Source organism: Micromonospora sp. S4605, assembly GCF_003176715.1.
Classification (GTDB): domain Bacteria; phylum Actinomycetota; class Actinomycetes; order Mycobacteriales; family Micromonosporaceae; genus Micromonospora; species Micromonospora echinaurantiaca.
The window spans coordinates 63030-87664 of record NZ_QGSW01000248.1 but is presented as its reverse complement, the minus strand read 5'-3'; the positions used below and the strand labels follow the sequence as shown (position 1 = coordinate 87664).

Here is a 24635-nt window from a genome sequence, read left to right as displayed (position 1 = left end):
CGGGCGGATTCCTGTTTCACGGCGCGGCGCCGGCACGGATGCCGGTCTTACCTGCGCTCCACAGGCGTTTGAGTTGTCCCAGCGTCCCTGGGCCAACACATTGATCGCCGCGTTCACGTCCCGGTCATGGGTCGCCCCGCATGGGCAGGTCCATGACCGGACGTTGAGCGGCTTGGGTCCGTCGATCCGGCCGCACGCCGAGCAGGTCTGCGACGTGGGCGCGAAACGGTTGACCTTTGCGAACCTCCGCCCGGCGCGGGCGGCCTTGTACTCCAGCATTGCGGTGAAGCTGGCCCACCCGGCGTCGTACACGGACTTCGCCAGCCGGGTACGGCCGAGACCAGCCACGCACAGGTCCTCGACGTACACCGCTTGGTTGTCGCGGATGATCGCCGTGGACAGCTTGTGCTGCCAGTCCCGCCGGGTGTCGGCCACCCGGGCGTGCGCCCGAGCCACTTTCTTGACGGCCTTCTTGCGGTTGCTGCTGCCCCGCTGCTTGCGGGACAGATCCTGCTGCAACCGCTTGAGCTTGCGGGCCGCACGGCGCAGAAACGTCGGTGCCGTGACCTTCGTGCCGTCCGAGAGGACCGCGAAGTGCGTCAGCCCCAGGTCGATACCCACCTCGGAGTCGACCGGCGGCAGCGCTTCGTCGGTGGTCTGCACGACGAACGACGCGAAGTACCGCCCAGATGCGTCCCGGATAATCGCCACGGACGACGGGTCCGCCGGAAGGTTGCGTGACCAGCGCACGGGCAGGTCGCCGACCTTCGGTAGGCGCAGGCGGCCATTGTCGAGGACCTTGAACCGGGAGTTCTTGGTGAACCGGATGGCCTGCCGGTTGTCCTTGCGCGACCGGAACCGCGGCGGCGCGACCGTGCGGCCCCTGCGTTTGCCAGACAGGGAGTTGAAGAAGTTCCGGTACGCGGTGTTCAAGTCCGCGAGTGCCTGCTGCAACACCACGGCCGAGACCTCGCCCAGCCATGCCCGCTGCGGGGTCAGCTTGGCCTCGGTGATCAGCCGTCGGGACAGCTCGGCGTCGCAGATGTACCTCTCGCCCTGCTCGCGTGCCTGCTGGCGCAGACGCAGCCCGTCGTTGAACACCACCCGCGCACACCCGAACGCCCGAGCCAGCTCGATCTGCTGGCCCGGCGTCGGGTAGACGCGGAAGTTGTAACGAAGCTGCACATCGGACAATCTACCCTTGGTCTATGGCTGGCCCCCTGGATGTTCGCACCGGTAGGCACTGTGTCTTCGTCCTGCACGCCCACTTGGTCTTCGTGACGAAGTTCCGGCACAGGGTGTTCACCGACCAGCACCTGACCCGCCTAGAAGAAATCATGCAGGCGGTGTGCGCCGACTTCGAGTGCGACCTGGTCGAGTTCACCGGCGAGGGCGAGCACGTGCACCTGCTGGTCAACTTCCCGCCGAAGGTCGCCTTGTCGAAGCTGGTCAACAGTCTCAAGGGTGTGTCCTCGCGACGGATGCGGCAGGAGTTCCCCGACCTGGTACGCCACTACTACCGGACCAACAGGCTGTGGTCCGCCTCGTACTTCGCCGGGTCCGTCGCCGGCGCCCCCCTGACCGTTCTACGCCAATACATCGAGCAGCAGAACAGACCAACCTAGAACACGCCCGAGCCTAGGCGGCCCTCCCACGCGGGCCTTCACCCCCGCCCTAAAGAGCGGAGCACCGGCCCGCATCTCGGTAGCAGGCCCAGCAGGTAGAGCAGCAGAGCGAGGCGGGCCATCGTCACGCCTTCCCGTCGGTGCAGCAGCCGTCGGCGCAGTCCGAGGGCTGGCGGACAGCCGCGCCGGCGGCCGGGCGGGGCGCGCAGTCGTCGCAGTGCTCGCCGCGCCAGGCTTCCACGCCTTCCTTGACCGCGACCCCGGCGATGACGAGCGCGGCGACCGGGTCGGCCCACGACCAGCCCCAGGCGGCGTTGAGGACCAGGCCGACGAGCAGCACCGCGGACAGGTACGTGCACAACAGGGTCTGCGTCGAGTCCGCCATGACGGTGGCCGAGCCCAGCTCTTGACCGGTGCGCCGCTTGGCCCGTACGAGCAGCGGCATCACGATCAGCGACGCGACGGCGAGGCCGATGCCGACCGGACTAGGGTCAGCGTCGCCGCCGGCCAGCAGCGACCGTACGGCGTCGAACGTGACCCAGGCGGCCAGGGCGAAGAACGACACGCCGATCAGCCGCAGCGCCAGCCGCTCCCGATCCTCCGGCACCCGCGAGCGGAACTGCCAGATCAGCACGGCGGCGCTGGACACCTCGACGAACGAGTCCAGGCCGAAGCCGATCAGGGCGGTCGACGAGGCCGCGGCGCCGGCGGCGATCGCGACCAGGCCCTCCAGCAGGTTGTAGCCGGCGGTGGCGTAGGCCAGCCACAGACTGCGCCGCGACAGCACGGCCCGACGCTCCGGAGTCAGCAGCGACACACTCACGCCCCCGCCTCCACTGGAGAGCCGGCCGGAGTCCCGTAGACCGGGCACAGGGCGACCGCGTCACCGGTGGCGGCCAGGACCTGTTCCGCCGAGCGCAGCAGGTCCATCAGCTCCGGCCGGGCCAGGGAGTACAGCGACTGGCGGCCGTGCACCCGGTAGTCGATCAGGCCGCAGTCCCGGAGGCACGCCAGATGCTTCGACACCGTCGACTGCGCCAACCCCAACTCGCCGGTCAGGTCCACCACCCGAGCCTCACCCGACGCGAGCCGGCGCAGGATCGCCAGCCGGGTCGGGTCGCCGAGAGATCGGAACAGCGCCACGGCAGGAGCCAGCCCAGGAGCACAACTGATCGCCATAGGGCGATGATAGCGCCATATCGGGATGCGTACGATTGGGGGTGGTCTGGATCGTCGGGGTCGCCGAGGCCGGCGGCGAGGGTGTTCAAGCGGCGGTGGTGCGCCGGTAGCGAATGACAGCTGCCGGGACAGTGACCGCGACCAGCCCACCGATCCAGATCAGGGCGTGCCAGACATAGGTAGAGGTCGAGCCGCCCAGGCACAACACTCGCAGCGCATCGACGGTCACAGTGATCGGGTTGATGTGAGCGAAGGCTTGCAGCCATCCAGGGAAGGTGGACAACGGCACGAACGTGGAGCTGGTGAAGATCAGCGGGATGGCAGCCAAGAGTCCGCCGATGCCGGCAGACTCGGGGTCGCGTACTAGCAGCCCGAGCAGCGCGAAGATCCACGAGAACGCCACACCGACCGCCAGAGCGAGCCCTGTCGCGGCCAGCGCCGCGGTTGGACCGGCGTGGAACCGGAAACCGATCGCGTGGCCGACGCCGGTCATCAGGGCGAGAACGAAGAGGTTGCGGACGGCGTCTGCGGCGACGCGGCCGGCCAGGACGGCGGAGCGGGCCATCGGCAGCGCCCGGAACCGGTCGATCATTCCGGTGGCCAGGTCGTCAGCGAGGGCGACGCCGGTTTGGGAGGCGCCGAATGCGATGGCGAGGACCCAGATGCCGGGCAGGGCGTAGTCGATGTAGCGGGAGACGCCCGGCGGATGGATGGCGCCGCCCCAGGCGTAGGTGAACAGCAGGACGAACAGCACCGGCTGCACGGTCGCGAACGCGACCAGCGTCGGTATCCGCACCAGACGGCGCAGATTACGGCCGGTGACCGTGGCGATGTTGGCCACCAGCCAACCATGCCCGCTCGTTCGCACGGCGCTGCCCGGCGGGATACTCATCGTCATCGGACTCTCCCCGACATGGTGGTGTCCGATGTCGCAGGTGCCGTCGAGGATTGACCGGTGAGCGTGAGGAACACGTCGTCGAGCGTGGGACGGCGCAGCGCGAGGTCTGATACCTGCAGCCCGGTCGTGGCGAGGCGAGCGGCGACGTCAGGCAGGATTCCCGGCCCATCCGGCACCGGAACGACGACTCGGCCGGCCTCGACGTCCACGGTTGGCGGCGCCGAACCAAGACTCGCCATCGCTGCGGCGAGCAGGTGCGGGTCGGTGTCGGGAGGTGCCTGTAGCTCTAGGCGATCGCCGCCGGCCTGGCCTTTCAGTTCGTCGGGGGTGCCAGTGGCGATCACCCGGCCGCGGTCGAGAACGGTGATTGTGTCGGCCAGGCGGTCGGCCTCCTCCAGATACTGGGTGGTCAACACGATGCTCGTGCCCTGCGTGGTCAGCTCACCGAGCAGCCGCCACAGCCCGAGCCTCCCACGCGGGTCCAGGCCGGTAGTGGGCTCGTCCAGAAACAGCACCGCAGGCGCGGCGACCAGGCTGGCGGCCACGTCGAGGCGGCGACGCATCCCGCCGGAGTACGTCCGGCTGGTGCGGCCGGCAGCATCGGTGAGGTCGAACAACTCCAGCAGGTGATCGGCCCGCCGTCGCGCGGCGGCCCGCCGAAGGCCGGACAGCTGACCCATCATTCGCAGGTTCTCCCGCCCGGTCAGGTAGGGATCGACGGCTGCGTACTGGCCGGACAGGCCGATGAGGCGTCGCACCGCGTGCGCTTGACGTACCACGTCCAATCCCATTACCGCGGCCCGCCCAGCGTCTGGGCGCAGCAGCGTGGTCAGGATCCGCACCGCGGTGGTCTTGCCTGCTCCGTTCGGGCCGAGCAGCCCGACCACCCCGCCCGTTGGCACCTGCAGGTCCACACCGGCCAGGGCGGGCACCTTGCCGAACCGTTTGACCAGCCCTTGCGTCTCGACCGCAGGCCGCTCATCCATGTCAACCCCACCCGCCAATAGCTAGGATTACTACCTATCGGCCGGACAGTAGCATAACTACCTATGGAGCGGATAGGCTCCACTCATGAAGGTCGGTGCGCAAGAGCTCAAGGGACATCTCGACGTGCTGCTCCTTGCCGCGTTGGAGGACGGACCGCGGCACGGATACGCGGTCAAGGAGGCCCTGCGCGAGGGCAGCGGCGGCCGCTTCGACCTACCCACCGGCACCATCTACCCGGCCCTGCACCGCCTGGAAAACGCCGGACTGATCGCCGGATCCTGGTCGAGCGCGGACGGCCGGCGCCGACGCACCTACCACCTCACCGCCGCCGGCCAGCGGCGGCTGCACGCCGACCGCACCAACTGGCGCGAGTTCGCCAGCGCGATCACCACGCTGCTGGAGACCAAGCCGTGGCCAGCCACCAGCTGATCGACGCCCACCTCAACGCCCTAGCCCGCCGCCTGCCCCCCGACGCGGTCGACGAACTCGCCGACGGGCTGACCGAGACCTGGCAGCACCACCTCGCCGCCGGACTATCGCCGACGGACGCGGCCCGCGTGGCGATCACCGAATTCGGCAGCGTCGACCAGATCGCCCACGCGTTCGTCGTGCAGTCCCCGAGCCGGCGGACTGCCCGGAGGCTGCTCGCCACCGGTCCCCTCGTCGGCGTGTGCTGGGGCACCACCCTCGTCGTGGCCCACGCCTGGAATTGGCCGGTTCCCCCACCCGCCGCGGCCCTGCTCGGGATCGCGCTGCTGGCCGTCGTCGCCACCTTGATCACCTCGGCAACCAGCCGGCACAGCTATCGCCGGGCCCGCCTCGGGGACGCTGGCGGGCTCGGCCTCGTCGCCCTGGACGTCGTGATGGTGGCAGCCATCCTGCTTGCCGCCCCGACCCCGGTGTGGCCCATGCTCGTCGCGGTTCCGGTCAGCCTGGCTCGCATCGGCTTGACCCTGCGATCCCTGCCGGCAGGGCGCGCACACTGAAGGGCGGCAGGCTGGGCGGCTACAAGTAGCGGCACACCTGCTCGGGCGGGCAGGTGTCTGGTCGGCGTTGGTGGCGGAGCGGTGAAGCTGGGCGACGGTGCGCAGGGCACGCACATCGGCGAGCCGACCGTCGATGGCGTCAAGCTGTTGTGCGAGCAACTGGCGTACGTGTCCGCAGGGGCTTCGCTGCTGTCGTGGACGGCGAGGATGTCGCGGATCTGGGCAAGGCTGAGCCCGGCGCTGCGGCCCGCGTCATCGTCTTCCTCAGAACCGGCACCTCTTTCTTGCGGATCGAGGCCGGAACCGGCAGGTCCGTGGCGCGGGCAAGGGTGTTCGACTCGCCCTACGGAGCGAGTCGGCAAACGCGGGGCGACTGCTCGGGCAGCGGCAGGAGAGCGTATGCGCGCGCCGTTGGTAAGCCATCTTTCAGTATCGGCCCGGCCTGGCATGCTAGAGGCATGTGCAGGAACATTCGCGTGCTCCACAACTTCGAACCGCCTGCGTCCAACGATGAGATTGAGGCCGCGGCCATCCAATACGTGCGCAAGATCAGCGGCACGACGCGGCCGTCCGCGGCCAATGAGGAGGCGTTTGCCGAAGCGGTCCGCGCTGTCACGGCGGCCACCCGGACCCTACTGGACAGCCTCGTGACGAAGGCGTCTCCCCGTGACCGCGAGGTGGAGGCCGCGAAGGCCAAGGCGCGTGCGGCCGAACGGTACGGCCTTCGATCGGCGACCTCGGGCTGACGGCTCCCGATCTCACTGGCCACCCCCTCTGCTCTGGTTATGGCTTCCTGCGCGGTGACCTCGTCGGCGGGCGCGAAGAGGTCACCGACGAACTAGCTTGGTTGAGCTTCAAGGTCTTGCCGATCATCATCCGAGGTTAGGCAATGGTCTGTGTCGCCCCTCGGACACCAAACGAAATCCAACGGTGCGTGGCAGGATCGATGTCTGCCCGCACCGATTGTGTCTCCGGCTGCTAGCTCAGGTGTAGCCCGAGGCTCCGGTAGATCCTCAGCTTGTGTCAGGGGTCGGCGTCCCGTAACCGCTCACCACGTCGCCGAGCTCGTTGGCGGTCGCTGCGGCCTGCTCCTCGTGAGCAGGGCAGGCGGGTTGATCACCTCGCCGGTCGGGAGCAGGATCGCATACCGTCGGCCAGCGAACCTGCTCCTGCGCCTTGCCGGCAGAGCGAGTTGTTGGATCTTGCCTCTTAGCTGCATGACGTTCGGCGCTTCCAGCGAAGATTGTCATGTTCCGTAGCGGCGCTTGCTGCCGAGGCCCGTACTGAGTTCGAGCAGCAGACCGGCGGCGATCAGATCGGCGTCGACGTTCACCAGGGAGGGTCCCGCGAAGGTTGGTCTGAGCGCCCAAGCGCCACGTCGCGCCGCCCAAAACGGCAGGAGGACCCGCTCGGCGGAGGCCGGCAGGAGTATCGAGCTCCTCTACGGCTGCGGGTGACGCGAGATCAAATAGCTTTTCGGCCGTGATGGACCCTGGAGCGAGGGCTATTAAGGAATCCCGCCGTGGGATCGACTTGGTACAGGTCGGTCTGCCAACTGCTCGCGCTGAATCCGTCCTCGAAAGGTACGCAGCAGGCCGCCGCTGCCCCTCTGGCGAGGTCACGTCGGCGTCGTATGTCTGTGGCATGCTGGCGGCCGTGACCCCGCTGACGATCAAGGGTGACTTGACTAGCCCCCAGGCCAAGGGCCGTAAGGCGATCGCGCACATCTGCAAATGACCTGGGTGGCTGGGCAAGGGGTTCCTCCAGGCGATCTCCCGCCGGTGGCCGGAGCCGGAACGCGACTACCGTCAGTGGCATCTCGGCTGGGCGAGCAATGACTTCGCGTTTGGTGCCACCCGGCCGGTGCAGGTCGCCCCTGATGTCTGGGTGGCAAACATGGTCGGCCAGCTGGGGATCAGGACCGGCAGCGCCGGCCCGCCGATCCGCTATGACGCCGTCGAACGATGTCTGGCTTCTCTTGCTGACCAAGCACGCGTGTTGGGTGCGTCTGTGCACATGCCTCGCATTGGCGGGGGGCACCTGAAACCGGATCGAGCCAGTCATCCTGCGAACGCTTTGCGCGCGGGACATCGCCGTGACCGTGTACGACCACCGGTAGCAGCACCCGGCGGACATCCTTCAGCGGAACCATCAGCGGCTGTATCGATCAGGATGGCGAGCTGCTTGTTGGCGTTGGCGGCGGTGCCAGCATGGCCATGTCGATGACGAAACACGCGGCAGCGCCGGTAGTCGTACGACCGATCCAGACCGGATAGCCGCCGTCGCCCCAGCCGGTGTTGAACGCGATGAGGTTGGCGCCGGAGGCGTGGTCATGCAGCTCGACCGGTCGGTCTGCCTGGTCCACGTAGTAGGAGTCCGGGTCTTCCTCGGTCCTTCGGGCCATCGCCTCAAGCGCCACCGTGTCGAACAAGGCGATGGTGGCCACGTCGACGCCGACGGTGAATGCCTCGCCGTCGCGAAGGGTGCCCAGGTCCTGACCGGGTCGTAGCGCCATTTCCCAGGCTGCTACGGGCTCGTCGCGGATCGCCAACTTCGCCGCCGCGACGTGCTTGTCCTCCGGCCCTTCCACCAGAGCTAGTGTCAACGGATAGCTGCCGGGCGGCACCGTTGCAGTGAAGGGGGCAATGCCCGATCGTTCCCAGCTCATCAGCCAGCTGGGGTCGGCCGCGACAAGGCGGCCGGTGGGTAGATGGAGGACACCTGCGGGGAGTGTTGTCGCAGTTGCCCACTCGCCGCTGTCGAGCAGGTGCCGCGACCCCGGTCGGAACAGCTCCGCCGCCTGCCCGGGTGACCATGGGATGGTCTCTTCGGGCCCGAGCGAGGCGGACGGTACCGACGTACCTGAAGGCTGGTACATCGAGCACCCACCGAGAATCGCCCCACCGCCAACGGCGACCGGGACCAGGGCGAGTCTTAGAACTTGCCGTCGACTCCACATCAGTGCCCCTCTGGTCGATGAAGAGTTCCTAGCAGAATGATCTACGCCGACACCTGCCGAAGTGTTCCGCGAGTCCTGATACCGATGGTCACGCAGGTCCCGAGACGGGACAGGCCGGCTGCCAACTGTGATCCGACAACAGATCCGCGACACCCGTCCGCCACCTGATGTGCGACGGGTCCTGTGATCTAGGCCAGCTCACCGGCGCGCCTCATCGCGATGCCGACGCTAACCGCCGGGAAGTCCTTAGCCAGGGCGTCAACATCCTGGATCTGCTCCCATCGAACCAGTTGTTTGCTCGGGCCGATCTCGAACAGGAGAGACTGCGGGCCGGCAGTGATGAACACGCCGTACTGGCTGTTGTCCTCCCCTCCGATCAGCCCGGCCAGGAGGACCTCCGACTCATGCAGGCCATGGGCCGCTAGCAAGTTGCGGAGATCAGCGAAATCCGAGTCCTCACGCAGCAGTTCAGTGAGCTCGCTGACTTCCAGGCGGAGCTCCGCCTCAGTCTCATGCACTGGGCATACCCCCACCCTCGTCCCTGAGGGGGACATTACGTCACCGGCTCGGGTCGCTAATCGGCAACCGCAACAGCCACAGACAGCCGGGCGCGGCCATCCGGTCATGCCGCGTTCCGCACGCCAGCTGTTGTCGCAGATCAGTTGGCGGACGAGTGTCGCGCATCAGTCGACGAAGGACAGGCCAGCTGCCGGCGTGTCGAGTCTCAGGACCTGCGTGACAGATCAGTCTCGGGACGTGGGTGGCACGTCCGGCTAGACGATCTTCGGTAGAGGGTAGCGCTTGTGTATGCCCTGGCTAGCCGGGGTTCGCAAGAACTTCGATCTGGATCGGCTCTTGACTGTTGAGGTCGCCGCGGGCCCCGGCGATCGATGCCGCCGGCAACTCGGTGACCCAGACGATCATCCACGCCTACTGGTTGAACGTCAGGTAGATGCGGCAACTCTGTTCGGCGATGTGCCCGGCCACCCCGCACGCGTGGCCGGGCACATCACCTGCTTGTACCAAGCGGTTCCGGCCGCACTGTTCACCCCTACCAGTAGCCAAGCCTGGTAGGGACCGTTGGCGGATATTCTGGGGTCTCCCAGCCTGAGCCGGGCGGGCCGTACCGCCGTGAGCGCAGGTCGTGCCGGACGACGGGGTAGCGAGCCGCACCGGAGGCAGCCCTCCCATGAGAGTCAACGGTGCTGCTCGCTGCTCCTTAAGTTGACCGGGGAGAAGCCCACCGGCGGCCCGTCGACAGCAACGCCGAGCGGGTCGGCCAAGGGAGCCGTGAGGGCGGCCATCGAGCATGACCGCGGTCAGCACCATCTCGGTTCGGGCCGGGTGACGGGCATCGAGCCCGCGTTCACAAGCGGATCGTGGCGCACTCTGGTCTGGGCACCCTGCGGGTTATCGATGAGGAACCCGCCTGCTGGGTGGCGGTGCCCGCCTCGGCCCGGAGCGCAAAGGGTGCCGCTCAGCGGGCCTTTTTCGTCGCCCGCTTGCGGGGCGGGGTCAACAGGTCGGCGATCGCCGCGATCGCGGATGGCACAAGCCGGTAGTACGCCCAGACACCTCGCTGCTCGCGTTCGAGTAGGCCGGCCTCGGTGAGAATCCGCAGGTGATGACTCACGGTCGGCTGGGAGAGCCCAAGCGGCGCGGTGAGGTCACTGACGGACGCCTCGCCCTCGGGGGCGGACTGGATCAGGCTGAGCAGTCGTAGCCGGGCCGGGTCGGCGAACGCCTTCAGCACTCCCGCGAGCCGCTCGGCATCGGCGCGCTTCATCGGCTCGCCAGCAAGCGGCGAGACGGCAGGCGTAGCTGTTTTCGCAGTTGGCACGTCTTGCATCGTTGCACCAACACCGACGACATGCCGGTGGAATAGGACCCGGTGACGGCAGTTTGTCGAAAAGCGCCATGTTGATCGTCTCTGCCGTGCCCGCGGTCGGATGGGCGAGGCCCCGGCATTGGCCCAGCGTGACGCGGATCTTGGGCTGACGGCATGTGATCTTAGGCTGCTGCCGCGCCGAGCCGCTCAAATACCTCACCGGCTTGGGACGACAATGCGCGGTCATGCTCGGTACTGGCGCGCCGCAACTGATCGGTGAGACCGAGATCCAAACGAGCATGCCCGCCGGCGGTCACGCGGCGTTTGCAGCAGGGCGCGCGCGTCGGGACGGGGTCTCGGCCGTGTGGTATCCGGCGATTCCGGCCCCGACGACGTGCACTCGGGAACGGGATGTCTGCCTCAGTCGCGCACGGAAAAGTTGGCGCGGAACATGTCGTGCGGGTCGTGGCGGTGCTTGATGTCGCGGAGGCGGTCCACCACGTCGGGGGTGAAGGCGTCGGCGACGCTTTCGCTCGGGTTGAGAAACGTGAATGGCTTGCTGCCGCTGGTGGGTAGCGCGTCGGCGAGGGCGCGTTGCCTGGCGGTGACCGCTTCGGCGCGGGCGGGGTCGGTGGGCAGGCCGAACATGTACAGCGCGTACGGCTCGGTGAGCGGGCCGTGCGGGCTGTCCGACGGGCGGGCGAGCGCGCCGCCCAGGTGCCGCAGTTGCGCGCTGAGCAGCGGCTCGATCGGATCGTCCAGCAACGTCCTGACCGCCTTGTCGTCGAGCTCGGTCAGCAGTTCGGTGTGCGACAGGCCGGCGCTGGGCTCTGTCGGTTCGGCGGTGATGGCGCCGAGTTCGGCTACCGACATCGGTTGCCGGCTGTCGGACAGTGGCGAGGGCAGGCGGTCCAGCGGGCTGAGGAGCTCGCGGGCCTCGTTCGGGTCGCCGAGGTAGGTGGCGTCGACGGTGACCATCGGCTCGGCGCCGGGGAAGTGCAACAGGTCGAGCCACACGGTCAGCTGGTCCGGCGCGGTGGCGGTGATCGTGCGGTAGGCGTCCATCACCGCCGGGGCGTGCCGGGCGGGCCACACGATCCTGCCTCCGTACAGGCTCGGTGCGGGGTGCAGGGCGAGTTCCAGGGCGGTGACGATGGCGAAGCTGCCGCCGCCGCCGCGCAACGCCCAGTACAGCTCCGGCTCGGTGTCGGCGGTGACGTGTCGTTCACCGCCTTCGGCGTCGACGATGTCGAAGGCGGTGACGCTGTCGGCGACCCAGCCGTGTGCGCGGCCGAACCAGCTCAGTCCACCGCCGAGCGCGACGCCGGCGACGCTGACCACCGGTGAGCTGCCGGGCAGGCCGGTCAAGCCGTGGGGTGCGGCGGCCGCTTGGAGCAGGCCGGACGATACGCCCGCGCCGACCCGGGCGCGCCGGGTTGCCGGGTCGACCCGGAGGGTGTCCAGGCGCCGGGTGCGCAGCAGGATCGTGCCGCCTGTGCGGCCGGTGGCGCCGTGTCCGTTGGGTTGGGTGGTGATGCTCAGCCCGGCGGTGCGGGCGTAGCGGACGAGCGCGACGACGTCGGCGCCGTCGGCGGCCTCGACCACGGCGTCGACCTGCTGCTCGATGGCGAGGTTCCAGGGCCGGCGGGCGGTGTCGAAGGTGGACTCGCCGGGCAGCCACACCTGACCGCGGACGGTGGAGCGCAGAGCGTGCAGGGCGTTCATGGGGTTCCTTCTCTCCTGGGTTCAGGCGGCGACGTGCGCGACCGCGACACCGGCGACCGGCACGTCAACTCCCGGTCGTTGCGGTCCTGGCCGAGGCCGAAGCGGCAGCGAGCGTCGGTACCTCAACCCTGCGGCTGGCCCGACCGACGAACAATGCCGACGTGTGCCACGATCGTGAAGCTGCGATTAACGATGCAGGGAGACGGGCATGCTGGAGCGGCACGAACTGGAGGCGTTTCTCGCTGTCGCCGAGGAACTGCACTTTGGCCGCGCCGCCGAACGGCTACGGGTCTCCACCGCGAGAGTCAGCCAGACCATCCGCAAGGTGGAACGGCGGGTCGGCGTCGCACTGTTCAACCGGACCAGCCGCCGGGTCGAGCTGTCCCAGGTCGGGCGCGCGCTCTACGAAGATCTCCGGCCGGCCTGGAATCAGATCGCCGCGGCAGTCGGCCGAGCGGTCGAGGCCGGCCGAGGATTCACCGGAAGCCTGCGGGTCTGCTTCACCGGCGCGGCCGGTGGTCAGTTGCTGGTCGGCATCACCGAGATGTTCCGGCGGCGCCACCCCGAGTGCCAGGTCCAGATTCGCGAAGCACAGCTGGGTGAGCTGATGCCCTGGCTGCGCGGCGGCGAGGTCGACCTGGCCCTGGCCACCTTGCCCGTGGACGAGCCCGGCATCGTCGCGGGTCCGGTCCTGGTGTCCGAGGCGCGGTTCCTGGCCGTGCCGGCCGGGCATCCTTTCGCCCGTCGCGACGCTGTCTCGGTCGAAGACCTGGCCGAGGTCGCCATGCTGCAACTGCCCGACACGCTGCCGCGGTCCCTGCGCGCCGACCGTACTCCGCACGCCACCCCGGCCGGGCGACCCATCAGGGCCGGGCTCTCCGCCGCGACGTTCCACGAGATCCTCACCCACGTCGGCGCCGGTCTCGGCGTCTTCCCTGTCGGCGCTAACGTCAAGCGCTACTACGCCCGCCCCGACGTCGCGTATGTGCACCTGCATGACGCGCAACCCCTGCAGTGGGGCCTGCTCTGGCGCGCCGACGGCGCCACTGCCCGCGTCCGCGCCTTCGCGGACGCGGCCCACAGGCTCATGGTCGAAGACGGATGATCGACACGATTGTCACCGTCACCGCCAGACGACCGCGACGCCGCCCGTCCCGCAGGCCGGACGGCGTGCCAACCAACATCCCCGAACGGTCGTGGTCAGCGCACTAGGTGACCCGACGTTGGATGCGCCAGAGGCCGACCGCCGCGAGCAGTGCGCAGAAACCGAGGTAGATCGCCAGCTCGATCCATTGGAACGGCCAGAACCGCTGGTTGGGCTGGTAGGCGATGTTGACATGGAGATCAAGTTCGCCGAGGCATACCGCGGTGTCACCGAACCTGCCGGTGGCGCCGGTCTTCGGCGCGTCGTCGAGGCACCGGTTGAAGGCGGTGTCGGACAGTTGGCGGCCGTCAGACGTCAGGAGCCTGCTGGTATCCGTGATCCAGGAGTTGGGTACCTCCACTCCGCCGATGACCGGCCCGCCGGTGATACTGCCCAGCGCCCGCGCCTGGTTGATGGCGTCGGCGCTCATTGGCACAGTGGCCCGCTCAGCAGGCATGTAGTGCGGTCGAAGCAGGTTCGGTACGGCGAACTGCACCGCGATCACAGCCAGGAACACCAACGCCATCGCCGGCAGGGTTCGGCGTACCAGGAGCCCGGTGACAGCGCCGAAGACGAAACCGAACGCGGCATACCCGGTAGGCGCGACACCTCGCGCGCCGAACAGGATCGCGCTGAACCGGTCGCCGGCCACCTGATCGACCGGGCCCGCCGCCCAGGTCAACAGCGCGCTGAGCGTACCTGCGACGGCTACGCTGGCAAGGCCGAGAACCATCAGCTTGACCGCGAGCCACCGGCGACGGGTCACGCTCTGGTTCCACACCAGTCGATGGGTGCCGGCCTCCAGTTCGCGGGCGACCAGCGGCGCGCCCCAGAACGCACCGACGAGCGCGGGCACCAGACCGAGACCGGCGGCGAGGATCAGCATCGTCTGCCCGTACTGACTCGGAAGCTGGGACGTATCGCGCGCCGCACGGATGTCCGCGCCCAGCCGAAACAGATAGCCGGCGGCCAGGGCCAACAGGATCGCTCCGACGAGCCCTTGGATACGGAACTGCCGCAAGCTCATCCGGATCATCGCGCCACCGCCGCGTTCGCGCCGGGCCTGGCACCGGCTCCCGCGGCCCGCGACATGTAGGCGAGGACCAACTCCTCCAGCGTGACGGGCTCGGCGTGCCTGGCCGGCACCGACGCGTCGCCCCGCACCACGACCCGGTCGTGCTCCGCCCAGATGACCTCGATGCCGGCTATCGCGGCCGGATGGCCGGCGATCCGATGGTGCGAGGCGAGCAACTCCGGCACCGGACCGGCGACCTGGATGCGCGAGTCGCAGAGCACGACGAGGTAGTCACAAACCTGCTCGACATCGCTCAACAAGTGCGAGGAGAGCACGGCGCTGGCGCCCAACTCACCGACGAACTCCACGAGGCTGCGCATGAAGCCCTTACGCGCCAGCGGATCCAGCGCGGCGGCCGGCTCGTCGAAGATGAGCAATTCGGGTCGCTTCGCGGCGGCGATAGTCATCGCGAGCTGCGCCCGCTGGCCGCCGGACAGCCGGCCCGCCTTCTGCGCCAGGTCGAGGCCAACCTCCCCGATCCGGCGCTTGGCCAGCGCCGGGTCCCAGGCCGGGTTCAGCCACGATCCCATCTTCAGGTGGTCGGCGATGCTGAGCGAGGTGTACACCGGGGTGTCCTGCGCGACGAAGCCGACCCGGGCCAGGTGCGCCGCGCCGGCTGCCGGTGTCGAACCGAGGACCGACAGCGTGCCCGAGGTCGGTCCGATCAGGCCGCAGGCCAACTGCAGGAGAGTGGACTTGCCGGCGCCGTTCGGGCCGACCAGCCCGACGATATGCCCTCGCGGGATCCTCAGGTCGCAGTCGGTCAGCGCCGTGCGGCGGCCGTACCGTTTGGTCAACCGCTCGGCGTGCAGGAGGAATGGTGTGTGCATGCGCTCATCCTGCGAATGCTCGGCAGGGGCGGGCATCGGTCCAAAGCAGGGGCGGGTACGCCGACGACCCTACTTTCGGCCGGTTCGCGTCGAGCGGTGATTCCCTAGCGTCCTCGCCATGACCACGACACACCGAGCCGCGACGAACACCGTGCTGGGCCTGGTCTTCGTCACCGGGCTCGGTCTCACCGCATATCTGATCGCGGCAAGCTGGGGAGGGCTCTACTGGCTGTTCGACTGCCTCGCCGGGGCGACGGCCGCGTCGCTCGCACTGCTGCGCGGGGCGCGGCGGACCTGGCCGGTGGCTGGCGGGCTTGCGGTCGCGACAGTGGCCACCGTCGTGGCCCGGGTCGCCGACCTGCCACAGGAGCCAGGGCCGGTCACCGCGTTGGCGCTCGCCGTACTCGTGAGCTCGGGAATCCGGACGCTGCCAGGGCCAGGGGCCACGGCCGTCGCGGCAGGCGGGTTCGCGGTGGTGGGCGGGACCTGGCTGACCGCGCTTCCGGACGCGGCGGGCTTCACGGCGGTGACCGTCGTGAACGCGCTCACCTGGCTGGCAGCCGTGGCGCTCGGGATCACCCTGCGACTGGTGGGGCGCGGGGCCGTAGCGTGAACCGGGTGAGCATCCGGGACCGGCTGTTGAGTGTTGTGGCCACGGCCGGGCTGGCCGTGGCCTTCCTCGCCGCGATCCTCCTTCAGGCCGTGGCGATCGCCCAGACGTGGGGCGCCCGGTACTGGCTCGCGGGCGGATCGGCCGCCGTCGTGGTGTGCCTGCTGGCGCTGGTACGGCAGCGGCAGCGGACATGGACGGCCGTCGCCGGTTTCGGGATCGCCGGACTGGCCATCGTCGCGGCCCGGCTGTTTCACCTCCCGACCGAGCCGGGACCGGCCATGGCGCTCGCACTCGCCGTCCTCGTCGGGTCGGCCGTGCGAGCGCTACCTCCCGCGTCGGCTGCTGCGCTCGCCGCCGGCGGGCTCGCGGTGGTCGGCGGCGCCTATCTCGCCGTTCGGGCCCCGGCCTCCGGCCCCTCAGGGGTCCTGGGGATGAACATCATCGCCTGGCTCGGCGCGGTCACTGTCGGGCTTGCGCTGCGGCTGCAGGACGACCGGGCGGCCGCCGCCACCGAGAAAGTTCGCCATGACGAGCGGCTGGAGCTGGCCCGCGAGCTGCACGACGTGGTTGCCCACCACATCACCGGCATGCTCATCCAGGCGCAGGCCGCCCATATCGTCGCCCGTAGGAACCCGCGACAGGTCACCGAGTCCCTGGCCGGTATCGAGGCCGCCGGCACCGAAGCGCTGCGCGCGATGCGCCGTGTGGTCGGGCTGCTTCGCGACACCGAAGACGCGCCACCGGCCTCCGCCGGGCCGGAGCAGCTCGGCGTCCTCGTCGAACGCTTCAACCGGCAGGGCCCACCGGTGCGCCTACAGGTACCTGACGAGCGCGTGACGTGGCCGCCGGAGGTGACCAGCACCGTATACCGGATTGTCCGTGAGGCCCTGACGAACGTGGCCCGCCACGCGCGACACGCACACGGCGTCACCGTCACCGTCGACCAGACCCCCTCCGCCGTTACCGTCGAAGTGACCGACGACGCACCACCGACGGCCCCCCGGGCCGCTCACCGCGGCGGCTACGGTCTCATCGGCATGCGTGAACGCGTCGAGACCCTCGGCGGTACGCTCCTGGCCGGCCCCCGCCCGGGCTGCGGCTGGTCGATCCTGGCCACCCTGCCCATTCACGACGGACGGTCGCGATGACGATCCGCGTCCTGATCGCCGACGATCAGGCGATGATCCGCAGCGGCCTGAAGCTCATCCTGGAAGATCAGTCCGACATCGCCGTCATCGCCGAGGCACCCGACGGCGTTGACGCGATCGCCAAGGCCCGCCAGCTGCGCCCCGACGTCTGCCTGGTGGATATCCGTATGCCCCGGCTCGACGGCATCGAAGTGACCCGGGCGCTTGCCGGACCCGGCGTACCCCACCCGATGCGGGTCATCGTGGTCACCACCTTCGACCTCGACGAGTACGTCTACGGCGCCCTCCGCGGTGGCGCGGCCGGCTTCATCCTCAAGGACGCCGGCCCGGCGCTGCTCGTCGAGGCGGTCCGCGCCGCCCACAACGGCGACGCGCTGGTATCCCCGTCCATCACCGTACGGCTGCTCCGCCACCTCACCGAGCCGACCGGAGGCACCGGCAAGTCGCTGCCGTCCTTGTCCGCTCGGGAGATCGAAGTGGTACGGGAGATTGCCCGCGGCCGTACCAATCTGGAGATCGGCGCCGAACTGTTCATCTCCCTCAGTACCGTCAAGAGCCACGTGTCGACCATCCAGACAAAGCTCGGCCTGCGCAATCGCGTCGAGATCGCTGCTTGGGCCTGGGAGAACCGGATCGTCGAAACCGCCTGAATGGCGGCCGAAGCAGCAAGTCCACCTCGACGGGGCCGCCGGCGGTGGCGGGTACACCACCACTTCGCTCCGGTCACTCGGGCTCGTCGGCCGCGCGGCCACAGCGGTCCTGACAAGATCGGCCACGCCATCCTCTCGGCTGTGAGCTGGCGATGCCGACGCGTCCGGAGGTCGGCCGGGACCAGGGACGTGTTGGGTTCGTGAGGCCGGTCAGCGTAGCGCGCCGAGACGCTGCTCGTACTCGTCGGTGTCGATTTCGCCTCGGGCGTAGCGTTCGGCGAGGATCCGGCGGGCGGAACCGAGGCTGTCGCCAGCTCCGCTCGGGTGGCTGCGGCTGGCGGCGAGCCACACCACCGCACCCAGAGCCACGATCAGCACCAGCCAGCCGACCATCATGCCGCCCATCGGCCACATCCATCCGATCCCGTGCATAACACTCACTCCTCTTCATATGTGTGCTGCGCGAGTTGCGACGGCCGCCTCAGCCTCATCAGAGGGCAGGCGAGCACGAGCAGACCGATCGCCAGGAAACTGGTGGGTACGCCGACTGCGAGCGCGCCGATGACCAGGATGGCCAGCGCTGTGGCGTGAGCGGGATGTGCTGGCGTCTCATCACCGTCTCCTCTCCGTGGGCTACTACCAACACTGCCGACTGTTACCCCCGTCGGGTATGGCGGAAGGACCCCTGACCCAGGGGCTGATGGTCCCTACATCGCGGGGGTACCGGTCGAGGACAGTGGTAAGGGTCCATCGCCACACCGACCAGCACTGAGCACTCCGGCCACCAACGACGGATGACAGCCGGCATCCTGGCGAGGGCCGTCCACAATGGCAAGTGGCGGTCAGCCGGCCTTTGCTGGCACCGGGAGCGCGGGTCTCAGCGGAGATGACGCGGCGCGCGCGGGATGGACCCCAGCACCCGGGCGGTTTCCAGGTGCATCGCCGGGTCCGGCCAGGCCCGGTCCCGGTCGCCCCCGTCGACGACGGCGCTGACCAGCCCGGCCAAACCCGCCGCCACCCCTTTCCCGCGCCAGGGGGCCCGGGTCCACGACGGCGGTGGACACGCCAAGTTCCCATAGCCGGGTGATCAACCCGGTCGCGGGTCCGGCCCGGTCACGTCCCTTCGGCCCGGGCCGGTGGCTGCGAAGCACCACATCGAGGTCGAAAGCACCGCGTCGAGCCGTCCGAGCGGCAGACGCAGCGTCGCCGCTGTGGACCATCTGGGTGCTCGTGTCCTGGTTGACCCAGACATGTCACCGCAGCGCGTCCAAGCGCCGGTGGTACTCCTCCGTGTCGAGTTCGCCCCGTGCGTAGCGCTCGCCCAAAATGCGCCGTGCGGAGTCCCGGCCATCCGACACCGGGCGGCGGCCGTAGCTGGCGGCGAGCCACACCCCGCCCCCGATGATCAGCGCCAGTACCAGCCAGCCGATCAGCATCACGCCCATCGGCCAGACCCAACCGTTGCCGTGCATGGCATGTCCTCTCAGGGGGCGATGCGCGACGGCCGTACCAGTTCCGGAGACGCTTGAGCGGGCGAACCTTCGCGTACCCCATCTGCGGCCGCGTTCACCTGCTGTCTGGCGCCTCGTCGAAAGAGTCGGTGGGCGTCACTGGTCGCGGTCGGATCGGGGGCGCACTGGCCGGGTGCCGTACCGCGGACCTCGCCGGTCGCTGGGGGAGTGGCGTGGTGAGCGGCCGTAGTCTGCCGACGGTCACCGTGAAACACCCGCAGCAGTCCCACCTCTCGTCCAGGTGGCTTCCATCGTTTCTACCGCTGGGGGGTAGGGGTATGAGCAGGTAGTGCCGGCCGGCGGCGCAGACGCGGCGCGGCGCAGGAGTTAGTCCGCTGAGCAGACCCGCTTGTCGTATACCCCTAGGGGGTATATCGTGCTGGCTGGAGGTGGACGGCATGAGACACGAACACACAACCCACGCCGATGCCACGGTCATGGCCGGTGCCGGGCATCAGGGCCATCACGTGCCGGTGGGCGAGCACCACACCGGTGGACCGCACGACGGGCATCCGGGCGGCGCCGGGCCGGTGGGCGGCCACCACAACCACGCGGGGCACGGAGCCACCGGCGGACACGGGGCTCACGACAAGCATGCCGGCCACGACCCGGAGCAGTTCCGACGCAAGTTCTGGCTCAGCCTGGCGCTGACGATTCCGATCGTGGCGACCAGCCACATGGTGATGGGCTGGTTCGGCTACACCCTCGACTTTCCTGGGATGAGCTGGGTCGGCCCGGTTCTCGGCTCGGTGGTCTTCTTCTACGGAGGCTGGCCGTTCCTGGTCGGCGGCGCCCGTGAGGTCCGCGACCGGGCTCCGGGAATGATGCTGCTGATCTCGATGGCGATCGCGGTGGCCTACGTCGCCTCGATGGCCACCAGCCTCGGCGCGTTCGACCTGGACTTCTGGTGGGAGCTGGCCGCACTCGTCACGATCATGCTGCTGGGTCACTGGCAGGAGATGAAGGCGATCGGCCAGGCGCAGGGCGCGCTCGCCGCGCTGGCGGCGCTTCTGCCCGACGATGCCGAACGGGTCGACCACGACGGTGCCGTGCACCGGGTATCGGTGTCCGACCTACGGATCGGAGACGTGGTGCTGGTCCGCTCCGGCGGTCGGGTACCGGCCGACGGCCGGATCATCGACGGGTCCGCCGAACTGGACGAGTCGATGATCACGGGGGAGTCCCGGCCGGTGCTCCGCAGCGTCGGGGACCGGGTCGTCGCCGGCACGGTGGCGACCGACTCCGCGCTGCGGGTCCGGGTCGACGCGGTTGGCGAGGACACCGCGCTGGCCGGCATCGGTCGGCTGGTGGCGCAGGCGCAGGCCTCCAGCGGCCGAGCGCAGGTCCTGGCTGACCGGTTCGCGGCGATGCTGTTCTACGTCGCCACCGCCGCCGCGCTGGTCACCTTCGCGGCCTGGTGGGCGCTGGGTGACCTGGACCAGTCTGTGGTCCGGACGGTGACGGTCCTGGTGATCGCCTGCCCCCACGCCCTCGGGCTGGCCATCCCGCTGGTGATCGCGCTGTCCACCGCGGTGTCGGCGAAGGCCGGCATCCTGGTCAAGGACCGCCTCGCCCTGGAGCGGATGCGCACCGTCGATGCCGTGCTGTTCGACAAGACCGGCACCTTGACCAAGGGCGCCCACACCGTCACCGCCGTGGCCGCCGTCAGCGGTACCAGCGAAGACGAGGTGCTGCGCATCGCCGGCGCGGTCGAGGCCGACAGCGAGCACCCGCTCGCCAAGGCCCTGGTCAAGGTCGCGCAGGACCGAGGGCTGCGGGCGGCGGCCGGAAGCTTCCGGTCCCTGACCGGTCGCGGAGTCCAAGCGGTCGTGGACGGCACCACCTGGGCGGTGGGAGGCCCTGCACTGCTGCGGGAACTCGACGCGGAGGTTCCCGAGGACCTGGCCACCACCACGCAGGCGTGGTCGGTCCGCGGCGCGGCGGTGCTGCACCTGGTCCGCCTGCCGCAGACCGGCCAACCGGTCGCGGTCGGCGCGTTCGCCTTGGAGGACGAGGTCCGTCCGGAGGCCCGCGAAGCCATCTCCGACCTGCGCGATCAGGGGGTCAAGAAGATCGTGATGATCACCGGGGACGCTCGCCCGGTCGCCGAGGCGGTTGCCGCGGACCTGGGGTTCCGGCCCGGAGTCGACGAGGTCTTCGCCGAGGTGCTGCCCGCGGACAAGGACCGGGCGGTCGCCGACCTGCAGGCCCGGGGACTGACGGTGGCGATGGTCGGCGACGGCGTCAACGACGCACCCGCCCTGGCCCGCGCCGACGTCGGTCTGGCCATCGGCGCCGGCACCGACGTGGCGATCGAGTCCGCCGGGGTGATCCTGGCCTCGTCGGACCCGCGCGGCGTCACCGGCGTGATCCGGCTGTCCCGCGCCTCGTACCGGAAGATGATTCAGAACCTGGCCTGGGCGGCCGGATACAACGTGGTGGCGATCCCACTCGCCGCCGGCGCTCTGGCCTGGGCCGGGGTCACCCTCAGCCCGGCGGTCGGTGCGGTGCTGATGTCCGCCTCCACCATCGTGGTAGCGCTGAACGCCCAACTGCTGCGCCGGGTCAGGCTCACCCCCGGGCAGGACTGACACTCGCACGAACGGCGGCCCGGTCGGAATGGATCCGGCCGGGGGCCGCCGCGCGGCTGGGCGGGTTGTCGCGACTGGTTCGGGACGTCATCGGCTGCCATGTCGCGCCGGTGTCGGGCGCTGCGCAAAACCCGGCCGTCCTCTGTAGCCAGGTAGATGAGCCTCTCGTGCACGGTGGGTGCGACCGGGCCGGCCGGAGCGCGGCCGGCGGTGGACGACCAGGCCACCGCGCCGTCGACGGAGCGCACCACTGTGCCGTCCGCCGTGACCCCACCAGCTCTCGCGGCGACCAGGACAGCAACACCGCGAGCGGGCCCCTGCCGGCGCCCAGGTGCGGCGCCGCGTGCCCTGCTCACCGGTGGCCAGGAGAGTGTCCGGACGGTGCCGGGGACGTCATGACACCGCCGAGTGCCGCAGGCCCTGGACCGGGACGGAGGGGCTCCGGTGGTGGTGGCGAGGCCGACAGCCGGCACCTCGTCTGCTCTGTCGACGTGGGGCGGGAATCGGCGGCGGGATGGTGGGGTCGGCCGAGTCTGCCCGCGAGGGATGGACCTGGCCGACCCCCAGCCGTCAGCTGACCAACTGGTAGCCGGCCTGGTCGACCGCCCGGCGGATGTCGGCAGTCTCCAGCGGGCCGTCGCTGATGACGGTGACCATCCCGCGGGTGACATCGACCTCGACGCCGTTGACGCCGTCCAACGTGCTGATGTGCCGGCTCACCGACTTGGCGCAGCCGCCGCACGTCATCCCGGACACTGCGTAGCTGGTGCGAATGCCGTCCTGGGCACCCGCGGTCGAACCGACAGCGTCAGCGCCGGTGGCGCAACCGCAACTACCTTCGCTGGTGCACATGCGCGAATCTCCCTTGCTCGTGCTGGTGTGCAAGGCGGATCGGGAGCGGACGTAGCCGGCGGCGACGTGAGAACCAGCGGCCCCGGCGTTGGCCCCTGGCCCGGCCGGTCACCAGACACTGCGCCTGGTGCTCATCGATGACCCGTGGTTGCGCCGGTCACCCGGAGCGCCGGGGCCGTCCCCTGGTCCGGCTTCGCTGTCGCCCGTGCTCGCCACGCCGTGCGTGCGCGGTCCCGATCTGCCTTGCGATATCCCCGAGACGCTACCCCTGGGGGGTATTTAACGCAAGGCGCATCATGTCCGCCCGTGGTTGACGTCGATCACTTGACACGGCATACCCCTAGGGGGTACACCTTCACCACTTACCCATACCCCCCAGGGGCATAGAGGAGTGGTTGTGATGTCGTACGGAAACAAGCGGTGGTGGGCCCTCGGCCTCATCGCACTCGCCCAGTTCATGGTCATCATGGACACGTCGATCATCGGCGTCGCCTTACCTCGGATGCAGGCGGATCTGGGCTTCTCACCGGAGAACTTGTCCTGGGTGTTCAACGCCTACGTGGTGGCGTTCGGTGGCCTGCTGCTGCTCGGCGGCCGGCTGTCGGATCTGTTCGGCGCTCGCCGGATGTTCGTCGCCGGGTGGCTGATTCTCCTGGTCGGCTCGGCTGCGGCGGGCCTGGCCGACGGCGTCGCCGTCGAGCTGGCTGCTCGCGCCATTCAGGGCGCCGGGGCGGCCCTGATCGCGCCGTCGGCGTTGACGCTGCTGATGATGCTCTTCGGCGCCGAGCCGCGGGAGCTGACTCGGGCCCTGGCCCTCTACGGAGCTGCTGCGCCCGCCGGTGGCACCGCTGGCGTATTCCTCGGCGGTGTGATCACGGAGTACGTCAGCTGGCCCTGGGTCTTCTACATCAACATTCCCATCGCCCTGCTGGCCGTCCTCGCGGCTCCGGCGCTGATGCCAGCGGGCGGCGCGCGTCGTGGCTCCCTCGACGTCGCCGGCGCACTGACCGTCACTGCCGGTCTCGGTGGCGCGGTGTATGCCATCGTCCGCGCTCCTGAAGTCGGCTGGACGTCCGCTCAGACCTGGCTGGCGCTGGCCGGTGCCGTGGCGGCGCTGGTGGCGTTCGTCGCCATCCAGGCGGCCCGTCGCGAGCCGCTGATGCGGTTGTCCATCTTCCGCACGCCGAACCTCGCCGCGGCGAACGTGGCGCAGCTGCTGCTCGGCGCGGCGTGGATTCCGATGTGGTTCTACCTGAACCTGTACCTGCAGCAGGTTCTCGGCTACAGCGCCTTCCCCAGTGGTGCCGCGCTGCTGCCGATGACGGTCCTCATCATGGTCGGAATGATCGCCATCGCGCCGCGGGCCATCGGCCGGTTCGGGCCCAAACCGATGGTCGTGACGGGACTCGCGGTCCTCGCTGCCGGCCTCGGGTGGCTCGCCCTGATTCGGCCCGACGGCACCTTCGTCGCGGACGTCCTGCCCGCCTCGCTCGTGGCGGCGCTGGGCATGTCCCTGGCCTTCATCCCGTCCCTCGGCACGGCGATCTCCAGCGCCCGGCCGGAGGAGGGCGGACTGGCCTCGGGCATCGTCAACACCAGCTACCAGGTCGGCTCGGCTCTCGGGCTGGCCGCCATGACCGCGGTCGCCGCCTCCTACGGCGCCAGCCAGCTCGGCGACGTGCCGGCCCTGACCGACGGCTACTCCGCCGCCTTCGTCGGCGCCGGCATCGTGGCTGCCGCGGCGGCTGTCATCGCCGCGATCACGCTGCGCACCGCCGCGCCGCGCCCGGAAACCGCCGTAACCCCGACGCCCGACCCGACTGACCGGGCATCCGCACGGTGACCGATCCGATGAAATCTGTGGGGCGGCCGGCCGTCATGGCCGGCCGCCCCACAGGCGGGCCATGACGGGGAGTGGAGGTCGCCGCCTGATCCGGGGCGACAACATCCGTCCTCGAATCGGAAGGTGGTGGCCGCACCGGTGCGGATGACGCGCATGCAGTGGCACGCGTGCCCGTCGAGCAGGCCGAGCGT

25 protein-coding genes are annotated in these 24635 nt (G+C 69.6%); 10 read left to right on the top strand and 15 right to left on the bottom strand.

Annotation, left to right across the window (positions count from 1 at the left end):
* A partial coding sequence (locus DLJ47_RS22175) for an RNA-guided endonuclease InsQ/TnpB family protein (RefSeq protein ID WP_109902322.1) occupies nt 1-1185 on the bottom strand: 1185 nt, incomplete at its 3' end.
* A gap of 23 nt (nt 1186-1208) precedes the next feature.
* On the opposite strand from DLJ47_RS22175, the gene tnpA reads away from it, so the two are divergent.
* Complete coding sequence (gene tnpA / locus DLJ47_RS22170) at nt 1209-1625, top strand: IS200/IS605 family transposase (RefSeq protein WP_109902320.1); 417 nt, start codon at nt 1209-1211, stop codon at nt 1623-1625.
* Nucleotides 1626-1749: 124 nt separating this feature from the next.
* Here the strand turns inward: tnpA and DLJ47_RS22165 are convergent, their stop codons facing one another.
* The 4 genes from DLJ47_RS22165 to DLJ47_RS22150 form a co-directional block, all read right to left on the bottom strand.
* On the bottom strand, nt 1750-2448 hold the full coding sequence (locus DLJ47_RS22165; protein WP_109902318.1) for a cation diffusion facilitator family transporter: 699 nt from the start codon (nt 2446-2448) through the stop codon (nt 1750-1752).
* Nucleotides 2445-2804, bottom strand: coding sequence for an ArsR/SmtB family transcription factor (locus DLJ47_RS22160; RefSeq protein ID WP_109902316.1), 360 nt, complete (start codon nt 2802-2804; stop codon nt 2445-2447). Before DLJ47_RS22160 ends, DLJ47_RS22165 begins: the two co-directional genes overlap by 4 nt.
* Before the next feature lie 85 nt (nt 2805-2889).
* Nucleotides 2890-3702, bottom strand: a complete 813-nt coding sequence (locus DLJ47_RS22155) for an ABC transporter permease (RefSeq protein ID WP_233257947.1) — start codon at nt 3700-3702, stop codon at nt 2890-2892.
* Nucleotides 3699-4688, bottom strand: a complete 990-nt coding sequence (locus DLJ47_RS22150; RefSeq protein WP_109902312.1) for an ATP-binding cassette domain-containing protein — start codon at nt 4686-4688, stop codon at nt 3699-3701. The genes DLJ47_RS22155 and DLJ47_RS22150 overlap by 4 nt, the downstream gene beginning before the upstream one ends.
* 85 nt (nt 4689-4773) lie before the next feature.
* On the opposite strand from DLJ47_RS22150, the gene DLJ47_RS22145 reads away from it, so the two are divergent.
* From DLJ47_RS22145 to DLJ47_RS22135, 3 genes are all read left to right on the top strand, one after another.
* The gene (locus tag DLJ47_RS22145) at nt 4774-5118 is read left to right on the top strand and encodes a PadR family transcriptional regulator (protein ID WP_109902310.1); all 345 of its coding nucleotides are present in this window, start codon (nt 4774-4776) and stop codon (nt 5116-5118) included.
* Entirely contained in the window at nt 5100-5675 is a 576-nt protein-coding gene (locus tag DLJ47_RS22140) for a permease prefix domain 1-containing protein (protein WP_109902308.1), read from the top strand. Before DLJ47_RS22145 ends, DLJ47_RS22140 begins: the two co-directional genes overlap by 19 nt.
* 458 nt (nt 5676-6133) lie before the next feature.
* Nucleotides 6134-6421, top strand: coding sequence for a DUF2277 domain-containing protein (locus DLJ47_RS22135; protein WP_109902350.1), 288 nt, complete (start codon nt 6134-6136; stop codon nt 6419-6421).
* 1421 nt (nt 6422-7842) lie between these two features.
* Here DLJ47_RS22135 and DLJ47_RS22125 read toward each other — a convergent pair.
* The 4 genes from DLJ47_RS22125 to DLJ47_RS22110 all read right to left on the bottom strand — a co-directional run bounded on the left by DLJ47_RS22125 (nt 7843) and on the right by DLJ47_RS22110 (nt 12187).
* Nucleotides 7843-8553, bottom strand: coding sequence for a DUF4241 domain-containing protein (locus DLJ47_RS22125; RefSeq protein ID WP_158289869.1), 711 nt, complete (start codon nt 8551-8553; stop codon nt 7843-7845).
* Nucleotides 8554-8822: 269 nt separating this feature from the next.
* Entirely contained in the window at nt 8823-9152 is a 330-nt protein-coding gene (locus DLJ47_RS22120) for a hypothetical protein (RefSeq protein ID WP_109902304.1), read from the bottom strand.
* A gap of 959 nt (nt 9153-10111) precedes the next feature.
* Complete coding sequence (locus DLJ47_RS22115; RefSeq protein WP_109902302.1) at nt 10112-10483, bottom strand: ArsR/SmtB family transcription factor; 372 nt, start codon at nt 10481-10483, stop codon at nt 10112-10114.
* 399 nt (nt 10484-10882) lie between these two features.
* Entirely contained in the window at nt 10883-12187 is a 1305-nt protein-coding gene (locus DLJ47_RS22110) for an FAD-binding oxidoreductase (RefSeq protein ID WP_109902300.1), read from the bottom strand.
* A gap of 208 nt (nt 12188-12395) precedes the next feature.
* Here DLJ47_RS22110 and DLJ47_RS22105 point away from each other — a divergent pair, with 208 nt between their 5' ends.
* On the top strand, nt 12396-13292 hold the full coding sequence (locus DLJ47_RS22105; protein WP_109902298.1) for a LysR family transcriptional regulator: 897 nt from the start codon (nt 12396-12398) through the stop codon (nt 13290-13292).
* 103 nt (nt 13293-13395) lie between these two features.
* Here the strand turns inward: DLJ47_RS22105 and DLJ47_RS22100 are convergent, their stop codons facing one another.
* Both DLJ47_RS22100 and DLJ47_RS22095 read right to left on the bottom strand, forming a co-directional pair.
* Nucleotides 13396-14367, bottom strand: coding sequence for an ABC transporter permease subunit (locus DLJ47_RS22100; protein WP_109902296.1), 972 nt, complete (start codon nt 14365-14367; stop codon nt 13396-13398).
* A complete protein-coding gene (locus tag DLJ47_RS22095) occupies nt 14364-15236 on the bottom strand; it encodes an ABC transporter ATP-binding protein (RefSeq protein WP_109902294.1) in 873 nt (290 codons plus the stop codon). Before DLJ47_RS22095 ends, DLJ47_RS22100 begins: the two co-directional genes overlap by 4 nt.
* A 118-nt stretch (nt 15237-15354) precedes the next feature.
* Between DLJ47_RS22095 and DLJ47_RS22090 the strand changes: the two genes are divergently transcribed.
* Genes DLJ47_RS22090 through DLJ47_RS22080 form a run of 3 tightly spaced genes read left to right on the top strand, consistent with a single transcriptional unit; the run spans nt 15355 to nt 17647 of the window.
* Nucleotides 15355-15849, top strand: coding sequence for a metal transporter (locus DLJ47_RS22090; RefSeq protein WP_109902292.1), 495 nt, complete (start codon nt 15355-15357; stop codon nt 15847-15849).
* A 5-nt stretch (nt 15850-15854) separates the two neighbouring features.
* The gene (locus tag DLJ47_RS22085; RefSeq protein WP_109902348.1) at nt 15855-16997 is read left to right on the top strand and encodes a sensor histidine kinase; all 1143 of its coding nucleotides are present in this window, start codon (nt 15855-15857) and stop codon (nt 16995-16997) included.
* Complete coding sequence (locus tag DLJ47_RS22080; protein WP_109902290.1) at nt 16994-17647, top strand: response regulator; 654 nt, start codon at nt 16994-16996, stop codon at nt 17645-17647. Before DLJ47_RS22085 ends, DLJ47_RS22080 begins: the two co-directional genes overlap by 4 nt.
* Nucleotides 17648-17857: 210 nt before the next feature.
* Here DLJ47_RS22080 and DLJ47_RS22075 read toward each other — a convergent pair whose 3' ends face one another.
* The 3 genes from DLJ47_RS22075 to DLJ47_RS22070 form a co-directional block, all read right to left on the bottom strand.
* On the bottom strand, nt 17858-18079 hold the full coding sequence (locus DLJ47_RS22075; protein WP_233257946.1) for an SHOCT domain-containing protein: 222 nt from the start codon (nt 18077-18079) through the stop codon (nt 17858-17860).
* Between the two features lie 445 nt (nt 18080-18524).
* Nucleotides 18525-18665 carry a hypothetical protein gene (locus DLJ47_RS35880; protein ID WP_158289868.1) on the bottom strand — a complete coding sequence of 47 codons (141 nt, stop codon included), beginning with the start codon at nt 18663-18665 and terminating at the stop codon, nt 18525-18527.
* 235 nt (nt 18666-18900) lie between these two features.
* A complete protein-coding gene (locus DLJ47_RS22070) occupies nt 18901-19119 on the bottom strand; it encodes an SHOCT domain-containing protein (protein WP_109902288.1) in 219 nt (72 codons plus the stop codon).
* Between the two features lie 476 nt (nt 19120-19595).
* Here DLJ47_RS22070 and DLJ47_RS22065 point away from each other — a divergent pair, with 476 nt between their 5' ends.
* Nucleotides 19596-21749 (top strand): heavy metal translocating P-type ATPase, encoded by a 2154-nt coding sequence (locus tag DLJ47_RS22065; protein ID WP_109902286.1) that lies wholly within the window; start codon nt 19596-19598, stop codon nt 21747-21749.
* Nucleotides 21750-22319: 570 nt separating this feature from the next.
* Here DLJ47_RS22065 and DLJ47_RS22060 read toward each other — a convergent pair.
* A complete protein-coding gene (locus DLJ47_RS22060; RefSeq protein ID WP_109902284.1) occupies nt 22320-22601 on the bottom strand; it encodes a heavy-metal-associated domain-containing protein in 282 nt (93 codons plus the stop codon).
* Between the two features lie 400 nt (nt 22602-23001).
* On the opposite strand from DLJ47_RS22060, the gene DLJ47_RS22055 reads away from it, so the two are divergent.
* Nucleotides 23002-24444, top strand: coding sequence for an MFS transporter (locus DLJ47_RS22055; RefSeq protein ID WP_109902282.1), 1443 nt, complete (start codon nt 23002-23004; stop codon nt 24442-24444).
* Nucleotides 24445-24635 lie beyond the last annotated feature (191 nt).